Source organism: Streptomyces sp. NPDC102514 (genome assembly GCF_055584525.1).
Window position 1 is genome coordinate 365,520 of record NZ_JBVJLW010000004.1, and the last position, 23,244, is coordinate 388,763.

The 23,244-nt window shown below is 72.8% G+C and carries 20 protein-coding genes; 10 read left to right on the forward strand and 10 right to left on the reverse strand.

Going from position 1 to position 23,244, the window contains the following annotated elements; genetic code table 11:
• Nucleotides 1-48: 48 nt before the first annotated feature.
• Entirely contained in the window at nt 49-501 is a 453-nt protein-coding gene (locus ACZ60E_RS13020; RefSeq protein WP_384803622.1) for an SH3 domain-containing protein, read from the forward strand.
• An 83-nt stretch (nt 502-584) separates the two neighbouring features.
• Here the strand turns inward: ACZ60E_RS13020 and ACZ60E_RS13025 are convergent, their stop codons facing one another.
• Entirely contained in the window at nt 585-986 is a 402-nt protein-coding gene (locus tag ACZ60E_RS13025) for a hypothetical protein (protein WP_469440053.1), read from the reverse strand.
• 589 nt (nt 987-1,575) lie between these two features.
• On the opposite strand from ACZ60E_RS13025, the gene ACZ60E_RS13030 reads away from it, so the two are divergent.
• Nucleotides 1,576-2,736 (forward strand): PP2C family protein-serine/threonine phosphatase, encoded by a 1,161-nt coding sequence (locus tag ACZ60E_RS13030; RefSeq protein ID WP_469440055.1) that lies wholly within the window; start codon nt 1,576-1,578, stop codon nt 2,734-2,736.
• A 124-nt stretch (nt 2,737-2,860) separates the two neighbouring features.
• The gene (locus ACZ60E_RS13035; protein ID WP_469440057.1) at nt 2,861-4,123 is read left to right on the forward strand and encodes a hypothetical protein; all 1,263 of its coding nucleotides are present in this window, start codon (nt 2,861-2,863) and stop codon (nt 4,121-4,123) included.
• Nucleotides 4,124-4,305: 182 nt separating this feature from the next.
• On the opposite strand, the gene ACZ60E_RS13040 is transcribed toward ACZ60E_RS13035, so the two are convergent.
• Nucleotides 4,306-5,604, reverse strand: a complete 1,299-nt coding sequence (locus ACZ60E_RS13040) for an amidohydrolase (protein WP_469440059.1) — start codon at nt 5,602-5,604, stop codon at nt 4,306-4,308.
• Nucleotides 5,605-5,718: 114 nt separating this feature from the next.
• On the opposite strand from ACZ60E_RS13040, the gene ACZ60E_RS13045 reads away from it, so the two are divergent.
• Nucleotides 5,719-6,519, forward strand: a complete 801-nt coding sequence (locus tag ACZ60E_RS13045; protein ID WP_384803607.1) for a mechanosensitive ion channel family protein — start codon at nt 5,719-5,721, stop codon at nt 6,517-6,519.
• Nucleotides 6,520-6,908: 389 nt separating this feature from the next.
• On the opposite strand, the gene ACZ60E_RS13050 is transcribed toward ACZ60E_RS13045, so the two are convergent.
• Together ACZ60E_RS13050 and ACZ60E_RS13055 are read right to left on the reverse strand one after the other, a co-directional pair.
• Nucleotides 6,909-7,241 carry a DUF6401 family natural product biosynthesis protein gene (locus ACZ60E_RS13050; RefSeq protein WP_384803604.1) on the reverse strand — a complete coding sequence of 111 codons (333 nt, stop codon included), beginning with the start codon at nt 7,239-7,241 and terminating at the stop codon, nt 6,909-6,911.
• A gap of 90 nt (nt 7,242-7,331) precedes the next feature.
• Nucleotides 7,332-8,675 carry a helix-turn-helix domain-containing protein gene (locus ACZ60E_RS13055; protein WP_469440061.1) on the reverse strand — a complete coding sequence of 448 codons (1,344 nt, stop codon included), beginning with the start codon at nt 8,673-8,675 and terminating at the stop codon, nt 7,332-7,334.
• Between the two features lie 498 nt (nt 8,676-9,173).
• On the opposite strand from ACZ60E_RS13055, the gene ACZ60E_RS13060 reads away from it, so the two are divergent.
• From ACZ60E_RS13060 to ACZ60E_RS13075, 4 genes are all read left to right on the forward strand, one after another.
• Entirely contained in the window at nt 9,174-10,181 is a 1,008-nt protein-coding gene (locus ACZ60E_RS13060) for a permease (RefSeq protein ID WP_469440062.1), read from the forward strand.
• A 44-nt stretch (nt 10,182-10,225) separates the two neighbouring features.
• Nucleotides 10,226-11,014 (forward strand): TIGR03943 family putative permease subunit, encoded by a 789-nt coding sequence (locus ACZ60E_RS13065; protein ID WP_469440468.1) that lies wholly within the window; start codon nt 10,226-10,228, stop codon nt 11,012-11,014.
• Nucleotides 11,015-11,086: 72 nt separating this feature from the next.
• Nucleotides 11,087-11,653 carry a hypothetical protein gene (locus ACZ60E_RS13070; RefSeq protein WP_469440063.1) on the forward strand — a complete coding sequence of 189 codons (567 nt, stop codon included), beginning with the start codon at nt 11,087-11,089 and terminating at the stop codon, nt 11,651-11,653.
• A 177-nt stretch (nt 11,654-11,830) separates the two neighbouring features.
• Nucleotides 11,831-13,927, forward strand: coding sequence for a TerD family protein (locus tag ACZ60E_RS13075; RefSeq protein WP_469440469.1), 2,097 nt, complete (start codon nt 11,831-11,833; stop codon nt 13,925-13,927).
• Here the strand turns inward: ACZ60E_RS13075 and ACZ60E_RS13080 are convergent.
• The 3 genes from ACZ60E_RS13080 to ACZ60E_RS13090 all read right to left on the reverse strand — a co-directional run bounded on the left by ACZ60E_RS13080 (nt 13,913) and on the right by ACZ60E_RS13090 (nt 18,964).
• Nucleotides 13,913-15,760 carry a SpoIIE family protein phosphatase gene (locus ACZ60E_RS13080; RefSeq protein ID WP_469440065.1) on the reverse strand — a complete coding sequence of 616 codons (1,848 nt, stop codon included), beginning with the start codon at nt 15,758-15,760 and terminating at the stop codon, nt 13,913-13,915. The genes ACZ60E_RS13075 and ACZ60E_RS13080 overlap by 15 nt on opposite strands.
• 130 nt (nt 15,761-15,890) lie before the next feature.
• Nucleotides 15,891-17,750: a transglycosylase domain-containing protein gene (locus ACZ60E_RS13085; protein WP_469440067.1), complete on the reverse strand. Its 1,860-nt coding sequence runs from the start codon at nt 17,748-17,750 to the stop codon at nt 15,891-15,893.
• Entirely contained in the window at nt 17,747-18,964 is a 1,218-nt protein-coding gene (locus tag ACZ60E_RS13090) for a sigma factor-like helix-turn-helix DNA-binding protein (protein WP_469440068.1), read from the reverse strand. Before ACZ60E_RS13090 ends, ACZ60E_RS13085 begins: the two co-directional genes overlap by 4 nt.
• Nucleotides 18,965-19,149: 185 nt before the next feature.
• On the opposite strand from ACZ60E_RS13090, the gene ACZ60E_RS13095 reads away from it, so the two are divergent.
• A complete protein-coding gene (locus ACZ60E_RS13095; protein ID WP_107017951.1) occupies nt 19,150-19,659 on the forward strand; it encodes a SigE family RNA polymerase sigma factor in 510 nt (169 codons plus the stop codon).
• Complete coding sequence (locus ACZ60E_RS13100) at nt 19,649-20,536, forward strand: L,D-transpeptidase (RefSeq protein ID WP_469440070.1); 888 nt, start codon at nt 19,649-19,651, stop codon at nt 20,534-20,536. Before ACZ60E_RS13095 ends, ACZ60E_RS13100 begins: the two co-directional genes overlap by 11 nt.
• A gap of 202 nt (nt 20,537-20,738) precedes the next feature.
• On the opposite strand, the gene ACZ60E_RS13105 is transcribed toward ACZ60E_RS13100, so the two are convergent.
• From ACZ60E_RS13105 to ACZ60E_RS13115, 3 genes are all read right to left on the reverse strand, one after another.
• Nucleotides 20,739-21,161: a luciferase domain-containing protein gene (locus tag ACZ60E_RS13105; protein ID WP_107017953.1), complete on the reverse strand. Its 423-nt coding sequence runs from the start codon at nt 21,159-21,161 to the stop codon at nt 20,739-20,741.
• A gap of 82 nt (nt 21,162-21,243) precedes the next feature.
• Nucleotides 21,244-22,077, reverse strand: a complete 834-nt coding sequence (locus tag ACZ60E_RS13110; RefSeq protein WP_469440072.1) for a class I SAM-dependent methyltransferase — start codon at nt 22,075-22,077, stop codon at nt 21,244-21,246.
• A 122-nt stretch (nt 22,078-22,199) separates the two neighbouring features.
• A complete protein-coding gene (locus ACZ60E_RS13115; protein WP_469440075.1) occupies nt 22,200-23,111 on the reverse strand; it encodes an alpha/beta fold hydrolase in 912 nt (303 codons plus the stop codon).
• Between the last annotated feature and the right edge of the window lie 133 nt (nt 23,112-23,244).

A 23,244-nucleotide genomic window follows, 5' to 3' on the forward strand; every position in this document is an offset into this window, starting at 1 on the left:
GTTGACCCGAACGGGTGTTACCTGGTTCCGGGGGAGAGGAGGCCGATCATGCGTGTCACCCTGGCTCTCAGGATCCTAGGAACCGCCCTGGTCAGCGGCGGTGTGCTGACCGTCGCAGCCGCAGGTACGGCGACCGCCGGCGACCTCGGCGACCGGCGCGGCGACCGCCACGGCGGAGACCCCGTGTGGGGGACCGTCGTCTCCCGCGGCGACCTGAAGGTGCGGGCCCGCCCCGACCTCGGCTCGGAAGTCGTCGACCGGCTCCCGCCCGGCAGCCAGGACCGGGTCGCGTGCGTGGTGCGCGGCTCGCACGTCTTCGGCAACCCGCACTGGTACTGGCTCGTCGGGGCGCGGGCCTGGGCGAGCGCGGCGTTCGTCGACCTCGGCGGAGAGGGTGTGCCGAAGTGTTCCGACCCCTGCGACGGGGCCTGGAAGGACCGGTGGGACGAGACTTCGGACGCCGCGGGCTCCGGCTGGGAGTGGGTGCCCGGCGGGCAGTGAGCGGGTCCGAGGAGAACGGGGCCCCGGCGTGCAGCCGGGGCCCCGTCGTCACGCGTACCGGTGCGTACCGTTACGCGCCGATTTCAGTCCTCGGTCGTGTAGTAGCGGTAGAAGACCATCACGAGGACGCCTGCCGCGATCACCAGGGACAGGCCCACGGTCTTGACGACACCGGCGTCCGTGAGGCTGTAGACGAAACCGAACGCGATGCCCGCGAACGCCGCCCAGGCGGCTGCGCGCAGTTCGCGGGGCAGGCGGGGGGCGACGGCGTGGACGCCGTACGCGGCCGCGGCGAACACGAGGGCCGAGACGACGCCCAGGAGGACGTTCCAGCCGGTGATCGGGCCTGCGTGGCGGGCTATGCCGGAGGTCCACAGGCCGTAGACGATGCCGGCGAGTGCGGGCAGTACGAGTTTCGCTTTCAGCGGGATGGTGGGGTGGTGGGTGGTTCGTGGGCCGGTCCTTGCGGGTGCCGTATGAGCCATGACAGCACTCCTCTCTTCCTCGCCCCCGCCTTCCAGATCACACCTGGGCGGTTCGAACGGCAAGTCGATGAGGGTCCGCCTGCGGCGGGCTTACGTGGTGCGGTCGTGTGCCGCCTGCGGCCCCGGTGGGGGCCGTTCGCGCAGTTCCCCGCGCCCCTCAGAGGCGGGGCTGCGCCCCGGCCTGCACCTTCGTCTGCGGGTTCGGTGGGGGTTGGCCGCGCAGTTCCCCGCGCCCCTAAAGGCCAAAGGCAAAAGACTGCGCCGTTCCCCGCGCCCCTGACGGGCTGCGCCCGGGGGCCAAAAGCCGGGGCGCAGCCCCGCTTTTGAGGGGCGCGGGGAACGGCGCGCTCAGCCCCCACCGGCCCGCAGGTGGGAACGCACGCGGCTTTTGCCCCTTGAGGGGCGCGGGGAACGGCGCGCTCAGCCCCCACCGGCCCGCAGGTGGGAACGCACGCGGCTTTTGCCCCTTGAGGGGCGCGGGGAACTGCGCGCTCGGCCCCCACCGGGGCCGCAGGTAGGGACGCGCGCGGCTTTCGGTCCTCGAGGGTCCCGGCGTGCGGCGCGTACTCGTGCGTGCTTCGCTGGGCGGGTGAGTGGCGGCGCGGAGCAGAGAACGCGGGCCCAGCGGCAGCAACTGCTCCGCGTGCGCGGACGCAGCGTCGCCTGGGCGCCCCCACTGCTCCTCCTCACCGCGATCGCCGTGATCGACAGCAACACGTCGGGCGAGTTCCGGATCATCTCCTGGATCGTCCTGGTCCCCGGCATCGCCGCGGCCATCTGCGGAGTACGCGGCACGGCCGTCCTCGCCGCGCTCGCCCTCATCACGTACATCGAGGTGGACGCCGCCTGGCCGCACCAGGACCAGACGGGCCTGCCCGACTTCATCCTCGTCGCCGTGGGCGGCGCCCTGGCCACCATGGCGTGTGCCGTGCGCGTGCGCGAAGAGCGGCGGATGCTGCACATGCGGGACGTCGCCGACACGACCCGCCGTACGGTGCTGCGCCCGATGCCCACCCCCTGGGCCGGCCTGGACCACGCGGCCGTCTACCTCGCCGCCGACATCGAGGCCCGTGTCGGCGGCGACTTCTTCGACATCCAGCCCGGCCCGCACGGCACCCGCGTCCTCCTCGGCGACGTACAGGGCAAGGGCCTGCCCGCGGTCGACGCCGCCGCCGCGCTGCTCGGCACGTTCCGCGAGTCCGCGTACCACGAGGAGTCCCTGGCCGTCGTCGCCGAACGGCTGGAGACGCGGATGCGCCGCCAGCGGCAGTACGTGGCCGGTCTGGGCGAGGAGCCGACCCGGGGCGTGGAACGTTTCGCGACGGCGGTCCTCGTGGGGTTCCCGCCGCCCGGTGCTCCCGGCGGCCACATCGAGGTCGTCAACTTCGGGCACGAGCCCCCGCTGGTGGCCGGACCGTCCGGGGTACGCCTCCTGCCGCCCGGCGACGGCCTGCCGCTCGGCTTCGGCGGGCTGGCGGGACCGGCTTCGGGCGTCCCGCCGGTCCGCCGGGTGCCCTTCGCCCCCGGCGAGACCCTGCTGCTCGTCACGGACGGTGTGACGGAGGCCCGGGACGCCGAGGGCGCCTTCTTCCCGCTCCACGAACGCGTCGCCCTGGCCGTGTCCGTCGACCCCGGCATCACCCATCCCCGCCATCTGGTGGAACTGGTCCGTGAAGGCACCCTCCGCCACAGCACGGGCCACCTGGTGGACGACACGACGATCTTCGCGGTCCGCCCGGTCGGTGGGTGAGCCGGGGTCGAACAAACCGCCACCACCCACCCCCTATCGCCCCGACCACAACCCCCTTTGCACCCGCACCGGTTACCGTGCTGCCGTAGTGATCGAAGGGGAAGCGAAGGGGAGGGAGACGGCGATGCCCGGAACCGTACTGCTGATCGCCGCGTCGCCGGCGGGCAAGGGATGCCTCGTCGACGCCGCGTCCGTGCTCCCCGTACTCGCCGCGGTGGCCCCCTCCGTGCTCTCCGGCACCGACACCGCGAACGTCGTCGAACTCGCCGACCCCCTGCAGCCGCAGGCCGTCCTGACCCGGCTGCGGGCCGCCGCGACGGCCCCGGGACCGCTCACGGTCTTCCTCACCGGCCAGCTCCAACTGGACCGCAGACAGCGGCGTCCGCACCTGGCGCTCGCCCGGACGACGCCCGCGACGGTCCGCTACACCGGCTTCCCGTGGCACTGGATCCGCGAGGAACTCCGGCTGCGCGCCCCGGGCAGTACGACCCTCCTCGTCGACCTGCACACCGACGCGGAGACCTGGCAGCACCTGGCGGGCCAGCCCCTCACCGGGGGCCCCGGTGTCGCGCTGTACGGCCGTGTGGCCCCGCCTCCCCCGCGCCGCGCGCTGGCGGTACCCACGTACATGAAGTCCCTGGCCACGATCCTCCGCAGCGGTCACCGGCCGCCGCTCGCGCAGCTCCACCAGCAGGCGCTGACCCGCTCGTACGGCGAGGACCCGGACTCCGCGCACCGGGACCTCGTACTCGCGGTCGAACCCAGGTACCGGGCGGGGGTCCCGATGCCGGGCCCGGCGACGGCCCACGGGTACGCGGCGGCACCGGCGACCGCGCCCCTGCCAGTGCCACTGCCCGCGCCCGCATCCGTGCCCATGGCCGTGCCCGCGCCCTACCTCGCCGTCGTGCCCATGCCCACGACCCCGCCCGTCGCGGTGCCGCCTCCCGTGCCCGCCCCGGTGGACCCGCACGCCGAGATCACCGCCGCCGTGCAGAGCGGCCGGCACGCCGAGGCCGCCGTACTGGCCGAACAGTGGGAGCGGACCGCGCTGCGGACGTACGGGCCCGGCGCCGACGAGGTCGTGCACTGGATGGAGGTGCGAGCGGACCTGGCCATGTTCGCGGGCGACGCCGAACTGAGCTGCCGGATCTGGCTGGCGGTGGCCGACGCGCGGCTGACCGCGGGGCAGCCCGCCGACGCCACCGCCGTCGAGGCGGCCGTCGACCGGGCGCACCACCAGTGGGGCCGGATCGGCGACTCGACACGGGCCCGTGAACTGGGACCCGCGCTGGCGGACCTGCGCGGACGGGTCCCCGGGCGCCGGCAGGGCGCACTGGACGACATCCGCCGCAACCTCAGCCGCCTCGGCACGCAGGTGAGTCCGTAGACAGGCCCTAGGGCCTGTCTGACAATTCCCGCCTGCCGGGCGACGCCATGCACGCACTCTCGCCGCACCGGGCACAGAGCCAAGTACGTCCAGTACGAGGCCCTGCGCCCGGCACGGCGAGAGCACGCACCTGACGCCGCCCGGCCGCCCTCCGGGCGACGACGGGAATTGTCAGACAGGCCCTAGCCGGCGAACATCTCCAGCGCGCCCGACACCAGCGTCCGTACGCCGGGGCCGACCGTCGCCAGGTCGGGGGCGAAGTGCGGGCTGTGGTTGCTGGGGACGGCGGCCAGCTGTTCCAGGAGATCGTCCCCGGCCTCGGCGGCTGCCGCGTTCCAGACCTCCGCCGGGGTGCTCGTCACGAACCAGTACGCGTACGGGAGCCTGCCCCCTGCCCCGCCCTCGGCGAGGAACGGGAAGTCCTCGCTGCCCATGACCGGGCCGAAGTCGAGGACCGTGCCCGCGCCGAAGACCTCGCCGTGCACGGCCGCGACCCGGCGGTCGGTGTCGGCGTCGTTCACGGTCACCGGGAAACTCCCGCTCACCGTCACGGACGGTTCGCGCGGGCAGCCCGCCGCCGCGCACTCACCCGCCGCGATACGCCGGATCGAGGCGAGCATCCGCTCCCGCACCTCGGCGGACTGCGTACGGAGGTTGAGGGAGATGCGGGCCTCGGCGGGGATGATGTTGTGCCGGGTGCCCGCCTCGATGCGGCCCACGGTCAGCACGGCCGACTCGCGGGCCGCGATCTCGCGCGAGACGACACTCTGCAGCCGCGTCACGATGTACGCGGCCGTCACCACCGGGTCCACGGTCGCCTCCGGCCGTGAACCGTGCCCGCCCACCCCGTGCACGACGATGTCGACGTCCGTGGACGCCGACATGATCAGGCCCGGCGTGTGCGCGTACAGCCCGGCCGGGCCGGGGGCCGCGTGCTGGGCCAGCAGGACGTCCGGGCGCGGGAAACGTTCGTACAGGCCGTCCGCCACCATCGCCGCGGCGCCCGTACCGGTCTCCTCGGCGGGCTGTCCGACCACCAGGAGCGTGCCGGACCAGGTGTCCCGCCCGGCCGCGAGCGCCGCGGCGGCGCCGGTCAGCCAGGTGACGTGCAGGTCGTGCCCGCAGGCGTGCATGACACCGGGGTTCTCGGAGGCGTACGGCAGCCCGGTCTCCTCGGTGACCGGCAGCGCGTCCATGTCACCGCGCAGCAGGACGGTCGGCCCGTCGCCGTTGCGCAGCACCCCGACGACACCGGGGCCGCCGGTCCCGCCGACGCCCTCGGCCGTCTCGTACCCGGCCTCGCGCAGACGTCCGGCGAGGACCCCGGCGGTGCGGTGTTCGCGTGCCGACAGCTCGGGGTGCCGGTGGAGGTCCCGGTAGAGGTCCTCCAGCGCGGGCAGCGGCAGGTCGGCGGTGAGGTCCAGGGCGGTGCGCGCGGCGGCGGAGGGTCCGACGGCGGGGGTTTCGGCGGGAGAGGTCACCTCGTCAGCGTATGCGGCGCGTGTCACTCGTATGGCGGTGTTCAGCGCGGTTGCGGCGGGGTGTCGCTGCTATCCACGAGGGAGGGGGACGACACCCACCGAAGGAAGTGCGGCATGGCAGGCACGCTCGCCATCAACTTCACCCAGGGGCTCGACGACGCCTGGTCGAAGATCGCGACATTCGTCCCCAAACTCATCGGGTTCCTCGTCATCCTGGTGATCGGCTGGGTCATCTCGAAGATGATCGCCCGCGTACTGGACCGGGTCCTGCGCAAGGTGGGCTCCGAACGCCTGTCGGAGCGGGCCGGCACCGAACGGCTGCTGAGCGAGTCCAAGTACGACATGACCGGGATCGTCTGCAAGATCGTGTACTACGCGCTGATGCTGATCACGCTGCAGCTCGCGCTCGGTGTCTTCGGCGCGAACCCCGTCAGCGAGATGATCAACGGGATCGTGGCGTGGCTGCCGCGCGGCATCGTCGCCGTGGTCCTCGTGGTGATCGCGATGGCCATCGCGAACGGCGTCCGCACGATCGTCGGCAGCGCGCTGTCGTCCGTCTCCTACGGGAGGACGGTGGCGACCATGATGTGGGCCGCCATCCTCGCGCTGGGCGTCATCGCGGCGCTCGGCCAGGCGGGCATCGCGACGGCGGTCACCCAGCCGGTCCTGTACGCGGCCCTCGCGGCCGTGGCGGGTGTCCTGATCGTCGGCGTGGGCGGCGGCATGATCATGCCGATGCGTCAGCGGTGGGAGCGGTGGCTGTCCACGGCGGAGCGGGAGTCGCTGAACGCGAAGGGGAGTATGTCGGCGTATCAGTCGGGCCGCGATGACGCCCTGCGCGGGCAGCCGGCCCGCGAGCGGACGGATCGGACCGGAGGCCCGGAGTCCGGCGCCGGCTCGACGATGGACATGTAACGGCCGAAACCCACCCGCGGCCCGGCGGGGGCGGGCCGCGCAGTTCCCCGCGCCCCCAAAAGACGAAAGGCAGGGGCGCAGCCCCACCTTCCAGGGGCGCGGGGAACGGCGCGCTCAGCCACATACGACCTGCGGTCGGAAACACACCCCCGGCCCCACTTCCCAGGGGCGCGGGGAACGGCGCGCTCAGCCACGCACGACCCGCACTCGACGTCCAGGCGACCCCCCACCCCCCCCCTAGGGGCGCGGGGAACTGCGCGCTCAGCCACGTGCGGCCCGCACCCGTGATCCCGGGTGGCCCCCCACTTCCCAGGGGCGCGGGGAACGGCGCGAACGGCCCCCGCCGGCCCGCAGCCGCATGCGGACCCGTACGATTCCGGCCCCCACGGCTAGTGGTCGCGCTGGGGTGGGATCAGCCCATGCAGATCGATCAGCCAGCTGATCGCCGTCAGGCGGCACACCGCGTAGTCGTGGCCCACCGGCTCCCGCCAGTCCGTCTCCGCGAGCCCGTCGAGGAAGCCGAGGGCGTAGTCCGTGAGGGTCTCGCGGTCCGGCGGCAGCGGGACCAGACCGGGCCCCGCCGAAGCCAGCCGGTCGCGCAACTCCGCCACATGCTGATCCACCGCCGCCGTGAACGCCGGCTCGAACGCGAACTCCGCGAAGCGCGGCGCGTACGTGCGGGCGATCTCGGCCAGCGGGGTCAGGGGGGCGGCGGATGACATTCGTCCACCGTAAAGCGGGCGGAGTGCTGCCAGGAGGGGGATTTCGGATGGTTTCCGTCACATCGGGGCAGGCGGGACTCGTGGGACCCGTCAGAGCGGCGGATGCGCCGGCGCCGGCCCCAGAGTCGTCGTCCCGGGCGCGGTGCGGTGTCCGAGTCCCGTCCGGTACGCGTCCAGCGCCGCGTCGATCCGCCCCGTACGCCGCAGCAGGTCCCCGAGCAGACGGCACAGGTCGGCCAGATCCCCCGCCGCGCCCGCCCGCTCCAGCAGGCTGAGCGCACGCACGTAGTGCTCCTCGGCCGTCTCGGTGTCCCGGCTGTCCTCCGCGATGATGCCGAGCAGCCGGTGCGCGCCCGCGGAGTGGACGGCCCCGCGCTCGCTGCTGAGGTCGCCCAGTACGCCGTGGAGCAGCGTCGCCGCCTCCTCCGACTTGCCGCGCCGGTGGAGGACGTCCGCCAGTTCCACGGCGACCTGGCTGGTGTAGAGCGCGGCGCGCTGCGCGGAGTGCATGGCCTGCGCCTCGCGCAACTCGTTCTCGGCGCGCTCCAGGTCACCGTTCTGCGCGTACAGATACCCGCGCATCCAGTGGCAGTTGGCGAGTTCGGTACGGATCTGGAGCTGCCGGTACAGCTCCGCCGCCTTGCCCAGGGACGCGTCGGCCTCGGCGATCCGCCCCTCGGCGATCATCGTGCGGGCGACGGACCGGTGCATACGCGCCAGCAGCGCGGGGTCGCCGACCTGCGGGGCCAGCGCGAGCGCGAACTCCGCCGCCTGCGCGGCCCGTGCGTGCGCGCCCATGTCCATGTAGGGCGCGATCACGGCCGCGTACAGCAGCAGCAGGGCGTCCGGGTCGTGCAGTCCGCCCTTGTTCAGCTCGTCGATGGCGGATTCGAGCAGGTAGCAGGCGTACCGGAGTTCGCCCGCGAGGTAGTGCGAGACCGCACGGCCGCGCAGGGCGGGGACGCGGACGGGCAGCGGTTCGTCCGCGAGCCGTTTCTCCGACTCCTCGAAACGCAGGCGGGCCGTCGCCAGGTCGCCGGTGTCCATGGCGCACTCGCCGAGGCCGAGCAGGGCGGCGGCGCACTCGGCGTTCAGGCCGTGGGCCTCCGCCTCCGCGAGCAGTTCGGTGTACTGCTCGGCGGCGATCTCCGCCTCGCCGGTCGCCAGCGTGCGCTGGGCGTCGGTGAGCCTGAGCCGCAGGTCGGTGGCGAGGTGGGCGGGCCGCCCGGTGGCCAGTTCCTCGTAGGCGACCCCGAGCCGTTCGGCGATGTGCCGCAAGGCCTCCTCGGAGGGCCGTACGCGTCCTGCCTCCAGCGTGGAGACGTACGCGGGGGTGTAGGCGGGTTCCGCCAGTTGTTTCTGTGTCAGCCCGCGTTCCGTACGCAGTTGCTGCACTCTGCGCCCGATGATTCCCGGGTCGTCGCGCTCGGCCATGACGTAAGCATGCCAGTAAGCCGACTTACTCCTGTCCGCTATCCAACTTCCGGTTGAAACGGGCAAGTTAACTCTTGCGGGGAGGCCGCCGATCGGCTCAATGCGGCCCTTGCCCCGGAGGCGAACACGCCCTAGGTTAAGCGGCGCGTTAAGCGCACGATGAAGCACATTTAATACGCTGGCCTACGTTGACGTTGCGAGGTTGTCGCCGTGTTCCGACGCATTGCCACGCGCTACCTTCCGGCTCGGTTCATCGCGGCGTTCGGTGCGGCTGTGGTTGCGTTCGCCGCGCTCGTCAGTGCGGCCAACGCGGTTCCTCACTAGGTCCTGCGTAGCTCAGGGGCTGTTTTCGGGTGCGGGTTCGGTGGGGGCCGGTCGCGCAGTTCCCCGCGCCCCTGACGGGCTGCGCCCGCCGGCGGGGCGCGCTGTTCCGCTGACAGGGTTCTCCCAGGCCCTCCGCAGGTGTGCACAGGAGTCGTCGCTAGCCTGCTGTCCTGTATGGAAAACGGACGGAATGCAGCCGACGCGGCGCGGGTGGTCGCCCGGGCGCTCGTGTACGCGGTGGTCGGTGGGGTGGCGTTGCTCGCCGTCGTCACCGTCGGGTCGGTGCTCGGGCCGATGGTCGTACTCGATCTCGCCACCCCCGCCATGGCCGCCTGGTGGACCGTGTTCACCGCCGTCGCCGTGCAGGGCATCCCCTTCCTGCTGCTGGGCACGGTCGTGTCGGCGGCGATCGGCGCGTTCGTTCCCGAGCGGGTCTTCCGACGCGTACTGCCGAGGAATCCGGCGCTCGCCGTGCCCGTCGCCGGGGCGGCCGGGGTGGTGCTCCCGGGGTGCGAGTGCGCGTCCGTGCCCGTCGCGGACAGTCTGATGCGGCGCGGGGTCGCGCCGGCCGCCGCGCTCGCCTTCCTGCTGTCCGCGCCCGCCGTCAACCCGGTCGTCCTCGTCGCCACGTCCATCGCCTTCCCGGGAGATCCGGCCATGGTCGGCGCCCGCCTCGTCGCGTCCCTCGCCACCGCGGTCGCGATGGGGTGGCTGTGGGTGCGGTTCGGCAAGGAGGAGTGGCTGCCGTCGGTACGGCGTGGCGGCGGAGCCTCCGGGACGGGCGGGTGGCGGGGTTTCCGGGACGGGCTCCAGCACGACTTCCTGCATGCCGGGGGCTTCCTCGTCCTGGGGGCGGCGGCTGCGGCGACGTTCAACATCCTGGTGCCGCGGTCCCTGCTCGACGTGTTCACCGGCTCGCCCTGGCTGTCGGTGCTGCTGCTCGCGGTCCTCGCCGTCGTGCTGTGCGTGTGCTCCGAGGCGGACGCCTTCGTGGCGGCCTCGCTGACCGGGTTCTCGCCCACGGCCCGGCTGGCCTTCATGGTCGTCGGGCCCATGGTCGACCTGAAACTCGTCGCCCTCCAGGCGGGGACCTTCGGGCGGGCGTTCGCGGTCCGGTTCTCGTCCGTGACGTGGGTGGTGGCCGTGGTGAGCAGCGTGCTGGTGGGCGGGTGGCTGCTGTGAGCCTCCGCGAACACCCGGGCCTGCGTCCGCGTCCGCGTCCGCGCCTGCGCCTGCGTCCGCAGGGCGTGCTGCTGATCCTGTGCGGGTCGGCACTGCTGCGGATCGCCCTCTTCAGCGAGCTGTATCTGCGCTATGTGAAGGAGGGCCTGCGCCCGTACCTCATAGCCTCCGGCGCGGCACTGATCGCACTCGGTCTCCTGGGCCTGCTCGCCCGAACCCACGAAGAGGAGGAGGGAGACGAGGACGCGGGAGACGCGAGGAACGAGGACGGGGGTGAAGGTGAGGACGAAGCCGCCGACCCCGACCGTTCGGACGCCCACGCCCACGCCCACGCCCACGCCCGTAACCCCCGTATCGCCTGGCTCCTCACCGCCCCCGCCCTGGCCCTCCTCCTCTTCCCGCCGCCCGCGCTCGGCTCGTACAGCGCGGAACGCGAGGAGGCGAGGGTCGCGGCGCAGGGCGCCGGCACCTTCCCCGAGCTCCCGGCCGGGGACCCCCTCGATCTGACCCTGGGCGTGTTCGCCTCGCGGGCGGAGTGGGACACGGGCGCGTCCCTGAAGGGGCGCACGGTCCGGCTGACCGGCTTCGTGACCCGCGACGACGACGGCGCCTGGTCCGTGGCCCGGCTGCGCGTCACCTGCTGCGCCGCCGACGCGCAGGCGCTGAAGGTCGAGATCCGCGGCGAGGACGCCCCGGCGGCCGACACCTGGGTGACGGTCACCGGAACCTGGCACCCCACCGGGAAGCCCGGCACGGACGCGGCCCGCCCGGTACTGGACGCCGTGTCGGTGAAGAGGACGACGGCACCTTCGGACCCGTACGAGAAGCGGTGAGCCGTCGAGTCGTCGATTCGCCGGGTCGTTGTCAGTGGCGGCCTGTTGACTCGTCACATGACTGATCGGCACATGACTGACAAGACGAGTCACAGCGATGTCCACGGCACCCCGGCCTCCGCGCCCGGACCCGAGATGGTGGAGCCGTCGCGCTTCAGGATCCGTGAGGTGCGGATCGACGGCGGGGGCGCCGAGGCGAGAGTGCGGGGAGGAGGTTCGTACCGGGTCGAGTTCGAGGTGCTGCACGACTGCGGGATGTGCGGGAACGCCGTCAACCAGGTGATCGTCGGACTGGCGGGCGAGGACCGGGCCCAGGCGTCGGTGTGGAACGGCAAGCAGCGCAGCGGGGGCGGCCTGAAGGTGGTCAACGCCGGTACGAGCGTCGAGGCACTGGCCGAGGACAACCCGGGCCCGGCGGAGTGGGTGGACGTGACCTGCGAACTCGTCGTCCCCGACGAACCCGGCGCGTACTCGGTCCGCGCCCGCTACGCCCAGGCGTACCAGGGCCGCCTGATGACGGCCGAGGGCCGCGCGGTCCCCCAGCCGGAGTACGAGGACGTCCTGGGCTGGTGGAAGGTCGACCGCCCACAGGGCCCCGGCCCGGAATCGACCATAGGCACGATCATCGTGGAGGCATGAGCCGACGCCCGACGCGTGAAGTGACCGGGTAAGTCGTCCATTCGGGGTCGATGTCCCTGATTCCGGCGTTACAGTTCCCTCCTGATGCGCAGGGTGTGGGGCGCGTCACACATCGCGACGAATGAGCCGCCAGGCAAGGTCTGGCCGGCGGTGCATCTGGGGGGCCTCGTGCACGAGATGGTCAAGGGCGCCAATGTCGAACTGACGGCGTTGAGCGAAGACGTGGGCTCCGTCATGGTGAGTCTGGGCTGGAGCAGCCCTACGGGCGAAGGGGACGCGGATGTGTCCGTCCTTCTCCTGGCACCGGACGGCAAGGTCCGCAGTGACACGGACTTCTACTTCTACAACAACCCTGTGGCGGCGGACGGTTGCGTGCAGTTGTTGGGCAAGACGCCCACGGCGGACGGCAACGAGGACCGCATCACCTTCGACCTGACCGCGATCCCGGCGGACGTCGAGCAGATCATCGTGGCGGCGAGCCGCTACAACGGAGCCAGGTTCGGGGACCTGGACGACGTACGGGTGACGCTGGCCGACGGTTCCGGCGAGGGGCTGCTGCGGTTCTCGATCGAGGATGCCGGGGCGGTCGGCGCACTGCTCTTCGGCGAGCTCTACCGACGGGCCGGCGACTGGAAGTTCCGTGCCCTCGGGCAGGGATACGAGTCCGGACTCGCCGGTCTGGCCCAGGACTACGGCGTCGACATCGACGACGACGCGGGTGAGGTCGAGGAGGCCGAGGCGGCGGCGGAGGCCGAGCCGGACGTCGTGGCGGAGCCCGCGGCCGTGGAGGCCGTACCCCTGACGGAGACGGAGACGGAGACGGTGGCGGTTGAGGCGTCCGTCCCCACTCCCACCCCCGTCCCCACCTCCGTTCCCGTTCCCGCGCCCCTTCCCGTCCCTGAGCAGGCCGTGGCGGAGCCGGTGGTGAAGGAACCGGTCGAGCCCGTGGTCAAGGCGGTGCCCCGGCCCCGTACGGCCAAGAAGAAGGTCACCCTGCCCAAGGTGGCCAAGAAGTCCCTCGCCGAGAACGACTCCTGGCGGGCGGCCCGGCTCTTCCCGGTCTCCGCCCTCAAGAGCGACCGCGACAGAGAGACCCGCGCGACGTCCGTGCTGCTGTCCGTGATGGCGCAGGTGCCGGAGTTCGGCCGACGTCTCACCGCGGAGTTCGGGGCGCCCGCCGGACACATGGAGACCTTCACGGAGGTCTCGCTGCCGAACGGCGACTCCCCGCGCCGGCCGGACGGTGTGATCAGGGTGGAGCGCGCGGGGAAGCTGTGGACCGCGCTGGTCGAGACCAAGACCAATGGCAACTCGCTCAAACCCGACCAGGTCCAGGCCTACGCGGACATAGCCGCCCGCCGGGGCTACGAGGCCGTGATCACCCTGTCCAACGACGTGGAGCTGGACGGCAGCCCGCTGGTCGACGTGAAGACGGACGGCCGGCGCAAGCACAAGGTCGCGCTGCGGCACCTGTCGTGGGCCGACGTCGCCCACCAGGCCCAGATGCTGATCCGCCACGAAGGCGTCGGCAACGCGGCGCACGCCTGGCTGCTCCAGGAACTTCTGCACTACCTCCAGCACGACAACTCCGGGTGCCACGGATTCCAGAACATGGGTCCGGCCTGGGTGCCCGTGCGCAACGGCATCGACGACGAAACCCTGTGCCAGGGCGACAAGCGGGCCGTGGAGGTGGTCGAGAACTGGGAGCGCCTCGTACGGCAGGTGTGCCTGCGTCTGGGCGGCGAGCTGGGACAGAAGGTGCTCCCCGTGCAACGGGCGAAGCGCGGGACCGACCCCCACGTCCGTCGTGAGGCCCTCGCCGACCAGCTATGTCTGGCGGGCAGACTGGACTCCGAGCTCCGCATCGAGGGCACACCGGGCATCCTCGCGCTCTCCGCGGATCTGCGGACCGGCAAGCTCCGTACGTCCATCGAGATCGCCGCCCCGGACCAGGGGTACCCGCTCACCTGGGCCAAGCGGCTCGTCCGCCAGCTCTCCGACGCCCCGGCCGACCTGCACGTCGAGACCCTGCTGGTGGGGCAGACGGGCGGGCCCCGCGGAACTCTGGAGCGGCTGCGTCCGGAACCCGGTGACCTTCTGCCCAGGAACGACGCCGAGATCGCCGGCTTCCGGCTGTCGCTCTTCCGGAGCATGGGGAGCAGCCGGGGCAACGCGGAGTCCGGGTTCATCCGCAGTGTCGACGAGGCCGTGGACCGGTTCCACGACCACGTGGTCATGCGGCTCGACCGGAGGCCGGCCTCAGCGCGGCGGTGAAATCCCCCGTCCCATCCAGCCCTGCGGCAGCCACGGCAAGTGGTCCGTGTGTGGGGGTGGGGGGCCTGTGCGGGCCAGGAGGATGGCTACGTCGTCTTCCGAGGTGGACGGGTCCAGGTGGGTGGTGACCGTTTCCAGGAGGGTGGGGAGGGGGGCCGCCGGGTCGATGGGGAGGCCGGCCAGGGTGGTGAGGCCGGTTTCGATGTCGCGGTCGCGGCGTTCGATCAGGCCGTCCGTGCACAGGAGGAGCACGGAGCCGGGGGCGACGGGGATCGTGGTGGCCGAGAAGGAGCCCAGGCCCACTCCCAGGGGTGGGGCGACCGGGAGGCCGAGCAGCGTGCGGGTGCCGTCGGGGGCCACGAGCAGTGGGGGGACGTGGCCCGCGTTGGAGAAGGTGGCGCACTGTCTACGGGGGTCCAGGAGGGCCAGCAGGCAGGTCGCCACCCGGTCCAGTTCCAGGGTGAGCGCGGTGCGTTCGGCCTGGAGCAGGATGAAGTCCGGGGTGCTGCTCTGGACGGCCAGCGTGCGCAGCACCGAGCGGTACTCGCTCATGGCGGCCGCCGCGCGGATGCCGTGCCCCATGACGTCCCCGACCACCAGCAGGGTGCGGCCGTGGGGCAGTGCGAGCGTGTCGAACCAGTCGCCGCCCACCTCCGCCCCCGCGCCCGCCGGCAGGTAGCGGCCCAGGGTCTCCACACCGGGGCCCGTGACGGTCGGCGTGTTCAGGAAGGCCCGCTGCATCTCCAGTGCCGTCTCGTGCTCGCGGGTGTAGCGGACCGCGTGCGCGATGCCCGTGGCGGCCCGGTCGGTGAGGTCGCCGAGCAGTTCCGCGTCCGCGTCGGTGAGGGGGGCGGAGTCACCTGCCCGGAACACGATCACCGCGCCCACCAGTTCCTCGTTGACCGCGAGGGGCAGATAGATTCCGGAGTGCGCGCCCATCCGGCGGAAGTGCTCCTTGCGTTCGTACGAGAGGGCGAACTGGCGCATCGCCTCGTCGGCCGGGTCGGTGAGGACGAGCGGACGCCGGTCGGCCAGCACGTGGGCCATGGGGGAACCGGCCCGGTACACGACGAACTCGCCGAGGAGGCCGAGCGGCGAGGACACCTCCGCAAGCTCCGGCGTGGTGGCGAGCGCGATCCGGCGCAGCCGCAGCGGATACCGGGCCGAGAGCACCTGGGGCGTGCCCTCCGGGTCCACCACGTCCACCGCCGCGTAGTCCGCGAAGCGCGGCACCAGCAGGTCGGCCAGTGCCTGGCAGGCCTGGCCGAGGTCGAGGGTCGCGCCGGTGCTGCGGTTCGCCTCGTCGAGCAGCGCCATGCGGTTGCGTGCCCGGACGAGGTCCTCGCGCCCGCGCAGCGCGTCGGTGACCTCCATGACGACCCCGGCCACTCCGAGGATCTCGCCGGACGGCCCGGACAGCCGGTGGTAGGCGCCCAGCCACCACCGGTTGTCGCCCGTCGTGTCGGCCGGGGTCTGTCCGCCGACCGTGATGACCTGGGGAACTCCCGTACGCAGCACCGTCGCGAGCAGTTGCTCCGAGGCCTCCAGGTCCGGCAGCACGTCTGGGAGCCGGCGGCCGAGGTGCTCGGCGGCCGGGACGCCGTTGAGCCGGGCGAGCGCGTCGTTGAGGTAGAGGTAGCGCAGCTCGCCGTCGAGTACGGCGATACCGGCCGGGCAGTGGTCGAGGAGCCGCCGGGTCAGCGTCAGCTCGTCGAGGAGCCGTTCCGCGGACTCCGCCACGTTCTCGGAGCGGTGCACGGCGTCCGCGAGCGCCGCCAGTTCCGCCTGGGTCAGCAGCATGCGCGGGTCGGGCTGGACCTGGTCACCGGGCACCCGCCCACAGCATCACGGCCCCGCCGCGCCCACCAACGGGAGGGACCGTCCGGGTGACGTGGACGGTCCCTCCCGGGGAACCGATCGGCGGGCCCGTGCCGGAACCCCGCCTCCGGTGCCGGAACCCCGCCTAGGGAACCGGCACGGACGTCGGTTCGGGTTGTTGGGGGGTTCGGCCGCCGGGGGAGCCGGCCAGGCGCCACACCTCGTCCGCCGTCACGGCCGCGTATGTGTCGGGCGGGAGGTCGCCGGTGAGGCCGGCGACCCGGACGGGCTTTCCGCCGCGCTCGGCGAACAGGGCGAGGGTGAGGGCGAGCCGGGACGAGTACACGCTCCGCCAGGCCGTCCGCGCGCCCGGCCCGCTGCCCGCGCCGGCCGAGTGCCCGACCGGTGAGGCGGGCACGGCCCTGGACGCCGGGAGGAAGGTCCCGTCCTCGGCGCCGGGCACGAAGGCCCCGTCCTTGACGCCCTGCCGCGCGTTCAGCAGTTCGGTGACCACGGCCGTCTCCTTGCCGCCCATCGCGGTACGCGTCCTCGGCTGCGCGGTGTGGACCGTACGGCCGCCCTTCGTGATCTTCGCGACGGTGTACGGGGCCGCGTAGGTGCCGTCGGCGGCCAGCGTGGCGTACGCCGAGTTCAGGCGCAGCGGGGTGGGAGCCGTCTCCTCGACGAGCTTGCCCAGCGGGTCGCCGAACCGCAGGCCCTTGTAGGCGAACGGTTCGAGGACCGTGCCCGCCTCGACCGCGCCGTCGACGGCGTCGTTGAACGGCTGGTGGGCGTAGTCCGCTCCGCCGTACAGCACCCGGACCGCGCCGTCGCCGGGGACGGTCGCGACGACGGCCGTGTGCAGCCGGGCGCCCTCGACGCCCTTGCCCCGCGCGTCGCCCTTGCCGCCCTTGCCGCTCTTGCCGTTCTTGCCGCCCGTGTCGCTGTCGGGCGTCCGCTCGCGCACCAGCTCCGCCGTCTCGTCCTGGAGGCCGAGGTCGAAGGTGGTGTGCACCTTGTAGCCGCCGCGCGCCAGCTGGTCCTCGGTGATGCCGAGCCGGTCGGCGGCCTCCGCGGACGCCGTGTCGATCAGGTACTGCCGCTGGCCGTTCGACCCGCCCGGCGGGTAGAAGCGGAAGGCGGGGAAGCGGGCGGCGGTCCGTTCGCGGGCGCTGATCGCGCCCGAGTCCGCCATCGCGTCGAGCACCCACGCCCAGCGGCGCTCCAGCGTCCCGGTCACCTTCGCGTCCGCGCCCGCCCGCTCGTAGTACGAGGGCAGGTTGAGGATGGAGGCGAGGGCGGCGCCCTGGGAGACCGTCAGGTCGTGGGCGCCGACGCCGAAGTAGTTGCGTGCGGCCGACTCGACGCCGGCGGCGCCGCGGCCGAAGTACACGGTGTTGAGGTAGCCCCCGAGGATGTCGTCCTTGGACCTCGTGCGGTCCAGCTTCACGGCGATGAGGGCTTCGTGCGCCTTGCGTTTGAGGGACTGCTCGGGGGTCAGCAGGGCGTTCTTCACGTACTGCTGCGTGATCGTGGAGCCGCCCTGGCGGTCGCCGCCCGTCACGGTCGCGAGCGCGGCCCGCAGGATCGCGGAGGGGGCGACCCCCGAGTCCGTACGGAAGGAGCGGTTCTCCGCGGCGATCACGGCGTCCTGGACGTGCCGCGGGACCTGCTCGAGGGGGATGTCCTGGCGGTCGACCGGTCCGCGTCTGCCGAGGTACTCGCCGCCGGTGTCCACGAAGACCGTGCTCTGGCTGACGGTCTCCGGGTGCGGCTCGGGGATGGGGGTCATCCGGTACGCGACGACGGCCGCGGCGCACACCAGGAGGAACAGCGTCAGCAGGGCGGCCAGCACGCGGCGCAGGCGGCGGGCGCGGGTACGGCGCCGGCGGAGGCGTATCCGCCGCAGGAACGTGCCGGTGCCGCGGAGCCGGGCGCCGCCGCGGCGGAGCAGGTCGCGGGCGTCCACGCGGGTCTTCGTACGGGGCTTCACGCGGGCGTTCATGAGGGGGTGTCCGTCCGTGCGAGGAGGGTGCCGGCGGAGTCGTACGCCTTCACCGTGATGCCGGGCGACGACGTGTCGCCGCCGGTGAGCCGGGCGTCCACGTACCAGGCGGACCAGCCGGGGGAGCCCGCCAGGGTGAGCAGACGGGCGGTGAACGTGCCCTCGCCCGTGCGGACTTCGACACGGGACGCCTCGCGCGGGCCCCGGTGGACACCGGAGAGGAAGATCCGTTTGCCGCTCGTGGAGTCCACCCAGAGGGTCAGGGCGGGACCGCCGGCCCCGCCCTCCCCGGAACCGCCCTTCCCGGCGTCGCGGAACTGGTTCGGCTGCCCCGGTGCCGACAGGTGCGTGCCGTCCTTGGAGAGCCACAACTGCACGCCGGGCGCGGCGGTGACGCGTTCGCCGGGCGTCACGACACGGACCGCCGCCCGCTCCACGGAGACCGTGACCCCGCCGGACCCGGAATCCGTGTCCTGTACCGCCCCCAGGACCAGGGGTACGAGGAGCAGGGCGCCCACGGAGGTGAGTACCGCGGTGGTGCGCCGGCGCCGCTTGCGGAGCGTGCGCCCGGCCGCCTCGATGGCGGGCGCGGGAAGGGGCGGGATCGTGAACGGGCCTTCACCGAGCGGGACTTGCGCACCAGGCGGGCCGAGCGGGTCGTGCGGGGCGTGCGGGCCTTCGCGGTACGCGGCGTGGGCGCGCAGGGCCTTCTCCGCCCGGCGGTCCACCGCTTTCACCGCTCCCCGCGAGGAGTTGAGGAGCGCGGCGATCTCGCGATGGGTGAGACCGTCCCAGTGCCGGAGCACGGCCACGGCCCGCCGGCGGGGCGGCAGGCCCGCCAGCACCTCGGTGAGCGGGTCGAGCGGATCGGGCACGTACGGCCCCGGTGCGTGCCCGGAACGCGCGGAGTGCCGGGAGCGTCCGGAGCCCGCGGAACTTCCGGTGCCCCCGGTGCCCCCGGTGCCTCCAGAACCCCAGAAGTGCCAGGGACGGGCGACGAGTCGTGGCCGACGCCGTCGCAGGAAACCCCGTACCAGAGCGCGCCGGACGTAGAACTCCGCGTCGTCGCCCGGGACCCGGCGCCGCGCGTAGACCTCCGCCACCGCCGCTCTCGCGCGTCTGTCCGCGTCGGCGGAGTTCCCCGTGAGCAGACGGGCCGTGCGCGTGAGCCGGGGCCAGTACGCCCCGGCGCGGGCGGTGAAGTCGTCGTCCATGGTCAGTCGAGCGCGACGATGCGCGCCACTCCCTCCGGATCGGCCCTGCGCGGTGCTTGTGCTTCGATGTACGCGACCTACGCGACCTGTGTTGCGTACGTGACGTACGTGACCTGTACGCACGACAGAGGCAGCCGGGTTGCACGGGACTTCCGAGAACAGCGGCAGGGGGTGTGGCGGGGGGTATGACCGAGGACGAGTTCGACGGGTTCTACGCAGCCGCGTTCCCCCGGCTGACCGGGCAGCTCTACGCCTTCACCGGTGACCACGGTGAGGCGCAGGACGTCGTCCAGGAGGCATTCGTCCGGGCCTGGGACCGGCGGCGGGAGTTCCTCGCCGACGGGGCCCCCGAGGCCTGGATACGTACGGTCGCGATGCGGCTCGCGGTGAGCCGGTGGCGGCGGGCCCGGCGTTGGCTGGAACTCGTACGCCGCAATCCGCCGCAGGAGCACACCCCGGGGCCGGGTCCGGAACGGGCCGCGCTCGTGGCCGCGTTGCGGGAACTGCCCGAGGCGCAGCGCATGGCTGTCGTTCTGCACCATCTGTGCGACTTGAGTGTCGAACAGGTAGCCTCCGAAACCGGTGCGCCCACAGGGACGGTCAAGGCCCGGCTGTCCCGCGGCCGGGCGGCGCTGGCGCGGCGGCTCGGCGAGGCCGACGAACTGGGTGAGAGGGAGGACGACCGTGTCCGATGAGCTCACGCCCGGTCGCCGGCACGAGCACGAGGACCCCGGCGACGCTTCGAACCGCTCTGAACTCACTTTCGCCCTGCGCGAGTTGGCGCAGGATCACGAGACCCCCGTGGCCGTCCCCGGGGCGGAGATCCGCCGTCGTGCGGTACGCCGCCGCCGGCGCCGTAAAGCCTCGTTGGCCGCCGTCACCACGGCCGGAGCGGGAGCGCTGGCCCTGGTTCTGGCCCTGGTGCTCACTGATGGCGAAAGCGCCCGGTCGGTTCCGCCCGCGGCCAGTTACGGCGTGAAAACACCCCCGGCGACCGCCCGGCCCTCGCCGGTCGTGGCCGCCGCCAGGGTGGACCTCGACCGGCGGGTACTGACCGCCGAGGGACGCACCCTGCCCATCTCCGTCGGGACGGGCAAGTCGCCGACCCCGACCGGGATGATGACGGTCACCGCCAAGTACAGGACGACGATGGTGCCGGGCGCGGTGTCGGGCTGGAGCACGTACGACGTCAAGGCGACCTGGGTGATGCGGCTGCGCGGCGCCGACGACCGTACGAACTATCTCCTCGCCCTGAGCTGGGACGAGAAGGCGCCCGGCAACTACGACATCACCGGGGGCGCGATCGGTATGCGCACCGTGGACGCGATGTGGCTGTACAAGGTGCTCAGCCCGGGAGCGGTGGTGGAGGTCGTGGGGGCGGTCACGGCACGGCCGACCGAGCAGCCCGAGCCGTCGCTGGCGGACAGCGGCCCGCAGGCCCCGCCCTCGGGGACGGCGACGGTGACGGCGGATCCGACCGACACCGCGAGGGCGAAGGAGCTGGCGGACGAGGCGCGGGCGACGGCGGAGTCGTCGGCGGCGGTTGCCGGGGGCACGGACACGGGTCCCTGAGACATCGCGGGCCCTTGCGGGCCACATCCCTTGGGGTGAGCTTTACTGCGCGTTAGTTGCAGGAGCGGTGACATGGAGTGAGGGTGGGGTCAGTTCCACGGAGGCCCGCACGACCGCCTCCCGACGACCACCCCCTCCTCCTGGCGTGCCTCCCTTACTCGGGAGGAGCGGGTGTGGCCTCGTACCCATGCGAGGACGACCGTCAGTGGTGGGGCATGAGCCGGTCCACCACGCGGCGGGCCGCTCCCGGGCGTGGCCCGGGGACCACCGCCGGACGCTCCCAGTCGCAGGGCGGTGTCGGGCGCCGGAGCGGCACCGCGCCCTGTTCCTTCAGCGCAACGCTCACCAGCCCCAGCAGCAGCTGGACGTCGGCGTCGCAGTCGAGGAGCACGGTGATCCAGGAGGCGCCGGGGCGGACTCTGATCGCGCTGGCGTGCAGGAGTTGGGGAAGCAGGCGCTCGACCGCCGTGGGTGTGAGGCAGAGGTCGGCGGAGTCGTCGGAGTGGAAGTGGACGATCTCGTGTCCCGCCGAAGCGAAGGCATGCCCAACGGCGCACCGGGGCGGGCCACTTACCAGGTTCGGCCAGGTCTCCAGAAGAGCAATGGCGCGAGGGGCCGCGGTCATAACCCCATCCTCGCGCACGCTTCACCTGGAGGACCACCCCCAGCAACCTCCGACTACACCCAGGGCACGGCCGGTTACGCGATCACTCCCCGGCGAACCGGAACAGGTTGCAGCGGTACGCCTCGACGTCCCGGCGCCTGAGCGTCGCCACGACCGGGAGCAGGAGGCGGTAGCGCAGGGGCAGCCGCTGCGTGACCGGGGCCGGCAGACGGGCCAGGGTGCGGGAGTCCGTGAGGCTGAGGCCCGGCTCCCACTGTTCGAGGGCGCCCGGGTTGTCGCAGCTCCAGCGCATCCTGGCCGTCACCTTGGCCAGGACGTCATGGCCGTCCTGGTCGTCGACCACGCGGGACGCGGCCGTCTCCAGGGCGAAGCGGGCCCCCGGCAGCTCCTCCCCGACCTGCTGGAACACCGTACGGACCAGTTCCGCCTCCAGATAGACCAGCACCGCCTCGGCGACCAGGAAGTACGGGCCGGGGCTGCTGCCGCGCACCTGCTCCATCCACTGCGGATCGGTGACCGAGGCGGAGACCATGTGCCGCCGGTCCGTGTCCTTGAAGAAGCCCCGCCGCAGGGCGATCACATCGGGCAGGTCGAGGTCGAACCAGTGGACCGTGCCGTTGTCGAGCCGTTCGAACCGCGTGTTGAGTCCCGTGCCGATCTCGACGACCGTGCCGGAGGGGTGCCGCTCCAGGAACTCCCGTACCCACTGGTCGAAGAGCAGCGTGCGCAGATTCGCCCCGAGCAGGCTCCGCGCGCCGTCGAACCGGGAGAAGTCGTAGTCGAGGGAGTCGACCATCTCCACAGCCTGTGGATCGCTGAGCAGTCCGTGCGCCTTACGGGTCTCGACCGCACGGGCGTAGAGGGGGATGAGCAAGGTCTCCTGGACCTCACCGAGTCGGGGCGTGCGCTTGTCCACCGGCCGTCTCCTCTCCACCGGCCTCTTCTCCGGCCCCGACCGGCTTCTTCTCCGGCCGGCCGTGCGGGGCAGGTCCTACCGGGCAAGCTAACCGAGCCGCCCGCGGCTGACAGCCCCCCGCGTCACCGGCACAGCAGTTCCCGTATCGCCCCGACGACGACGTCCGGGGCCTCCTCCGCCATGAAATGGCCGCACGAGACGGTGCTGTGCCGCAGGTCGTCGGCCCACGCGGACCACAGCGCGGCGGCGTCGAAACCTAGGGCGGAGCCCCAGTCCTGCTGGAGCACGCTCACCGGCATCCGCAGCCGGTTGCCCGCCTCGCGGTCGGCCCGGTCGTGCGTGACGTCGACGCCCGCGGAGGCGCGGTAGTCCGCGACGATCGACGGGACGGCCGCGCGGGACGCGGCGAGGTAGGCGGCGCGCACGTCCGCCGGGACGGCCGCCGGGTCGCGCGTCCAGGCGTCCAGGAAATGGCCGAAGAACGCGTCGGGGCTCGCGCCGATCAACTGCTCCGGCAGGCCCGGCGGTTGGGCCATGAGGTAGAGGTGGAAACCGATCGCGGCGGACGTGCCGTGCATGACCTCCCACATGTCGAGCGTCGGCAGGACGTCCAGCGAGGCGAGATGGGTGACCGTCTCCGGGTGGTCCAGGCCGGCGCGGATCGCGACGAGGGCGCCGCGGTCGTGGCCGACCAGCGCGAAGCGCTCGTGGCCCAGCGCCCTGGCGACCGCGACGACGTCCGCGGCCATCGTGCGCTTCGAGTACGCGGTTCCGTCCGGGTCGGCGGGCTTGTCGCTGGCGCCGTAGCCGCGGAGGTCCGGGCAGATGACCGTGTGCTCGGTGGCGAGCTTCGGGGCTACGTGGCGCCACATGAGGTGGGTCTGGGGGAAGCCGTGGAGGAGGACCACGGGGGTGCCTGTGTCGCTCCCGGCCGCGGTCCCGGCCCCGCCGACGGCGACGTTCAGTTCTACGCCGTCCGTGCCGGGGATGCGGTGGTGGGCGAAGCCCGGGATGGTGGGGTTGGTGTGAGTCATGGGGTTCCTTTCGGTTGTGGGTCGGGTGCGGGTCGGTGGGGGCTGGTCGCGCAGTTCCCCGCGCCCCTTGAGGGCGAAAGGACTGCGCCGTTCCCCGCGCCCCCAAAGGCGAAAGGACTGCGCAGTTCCCCGC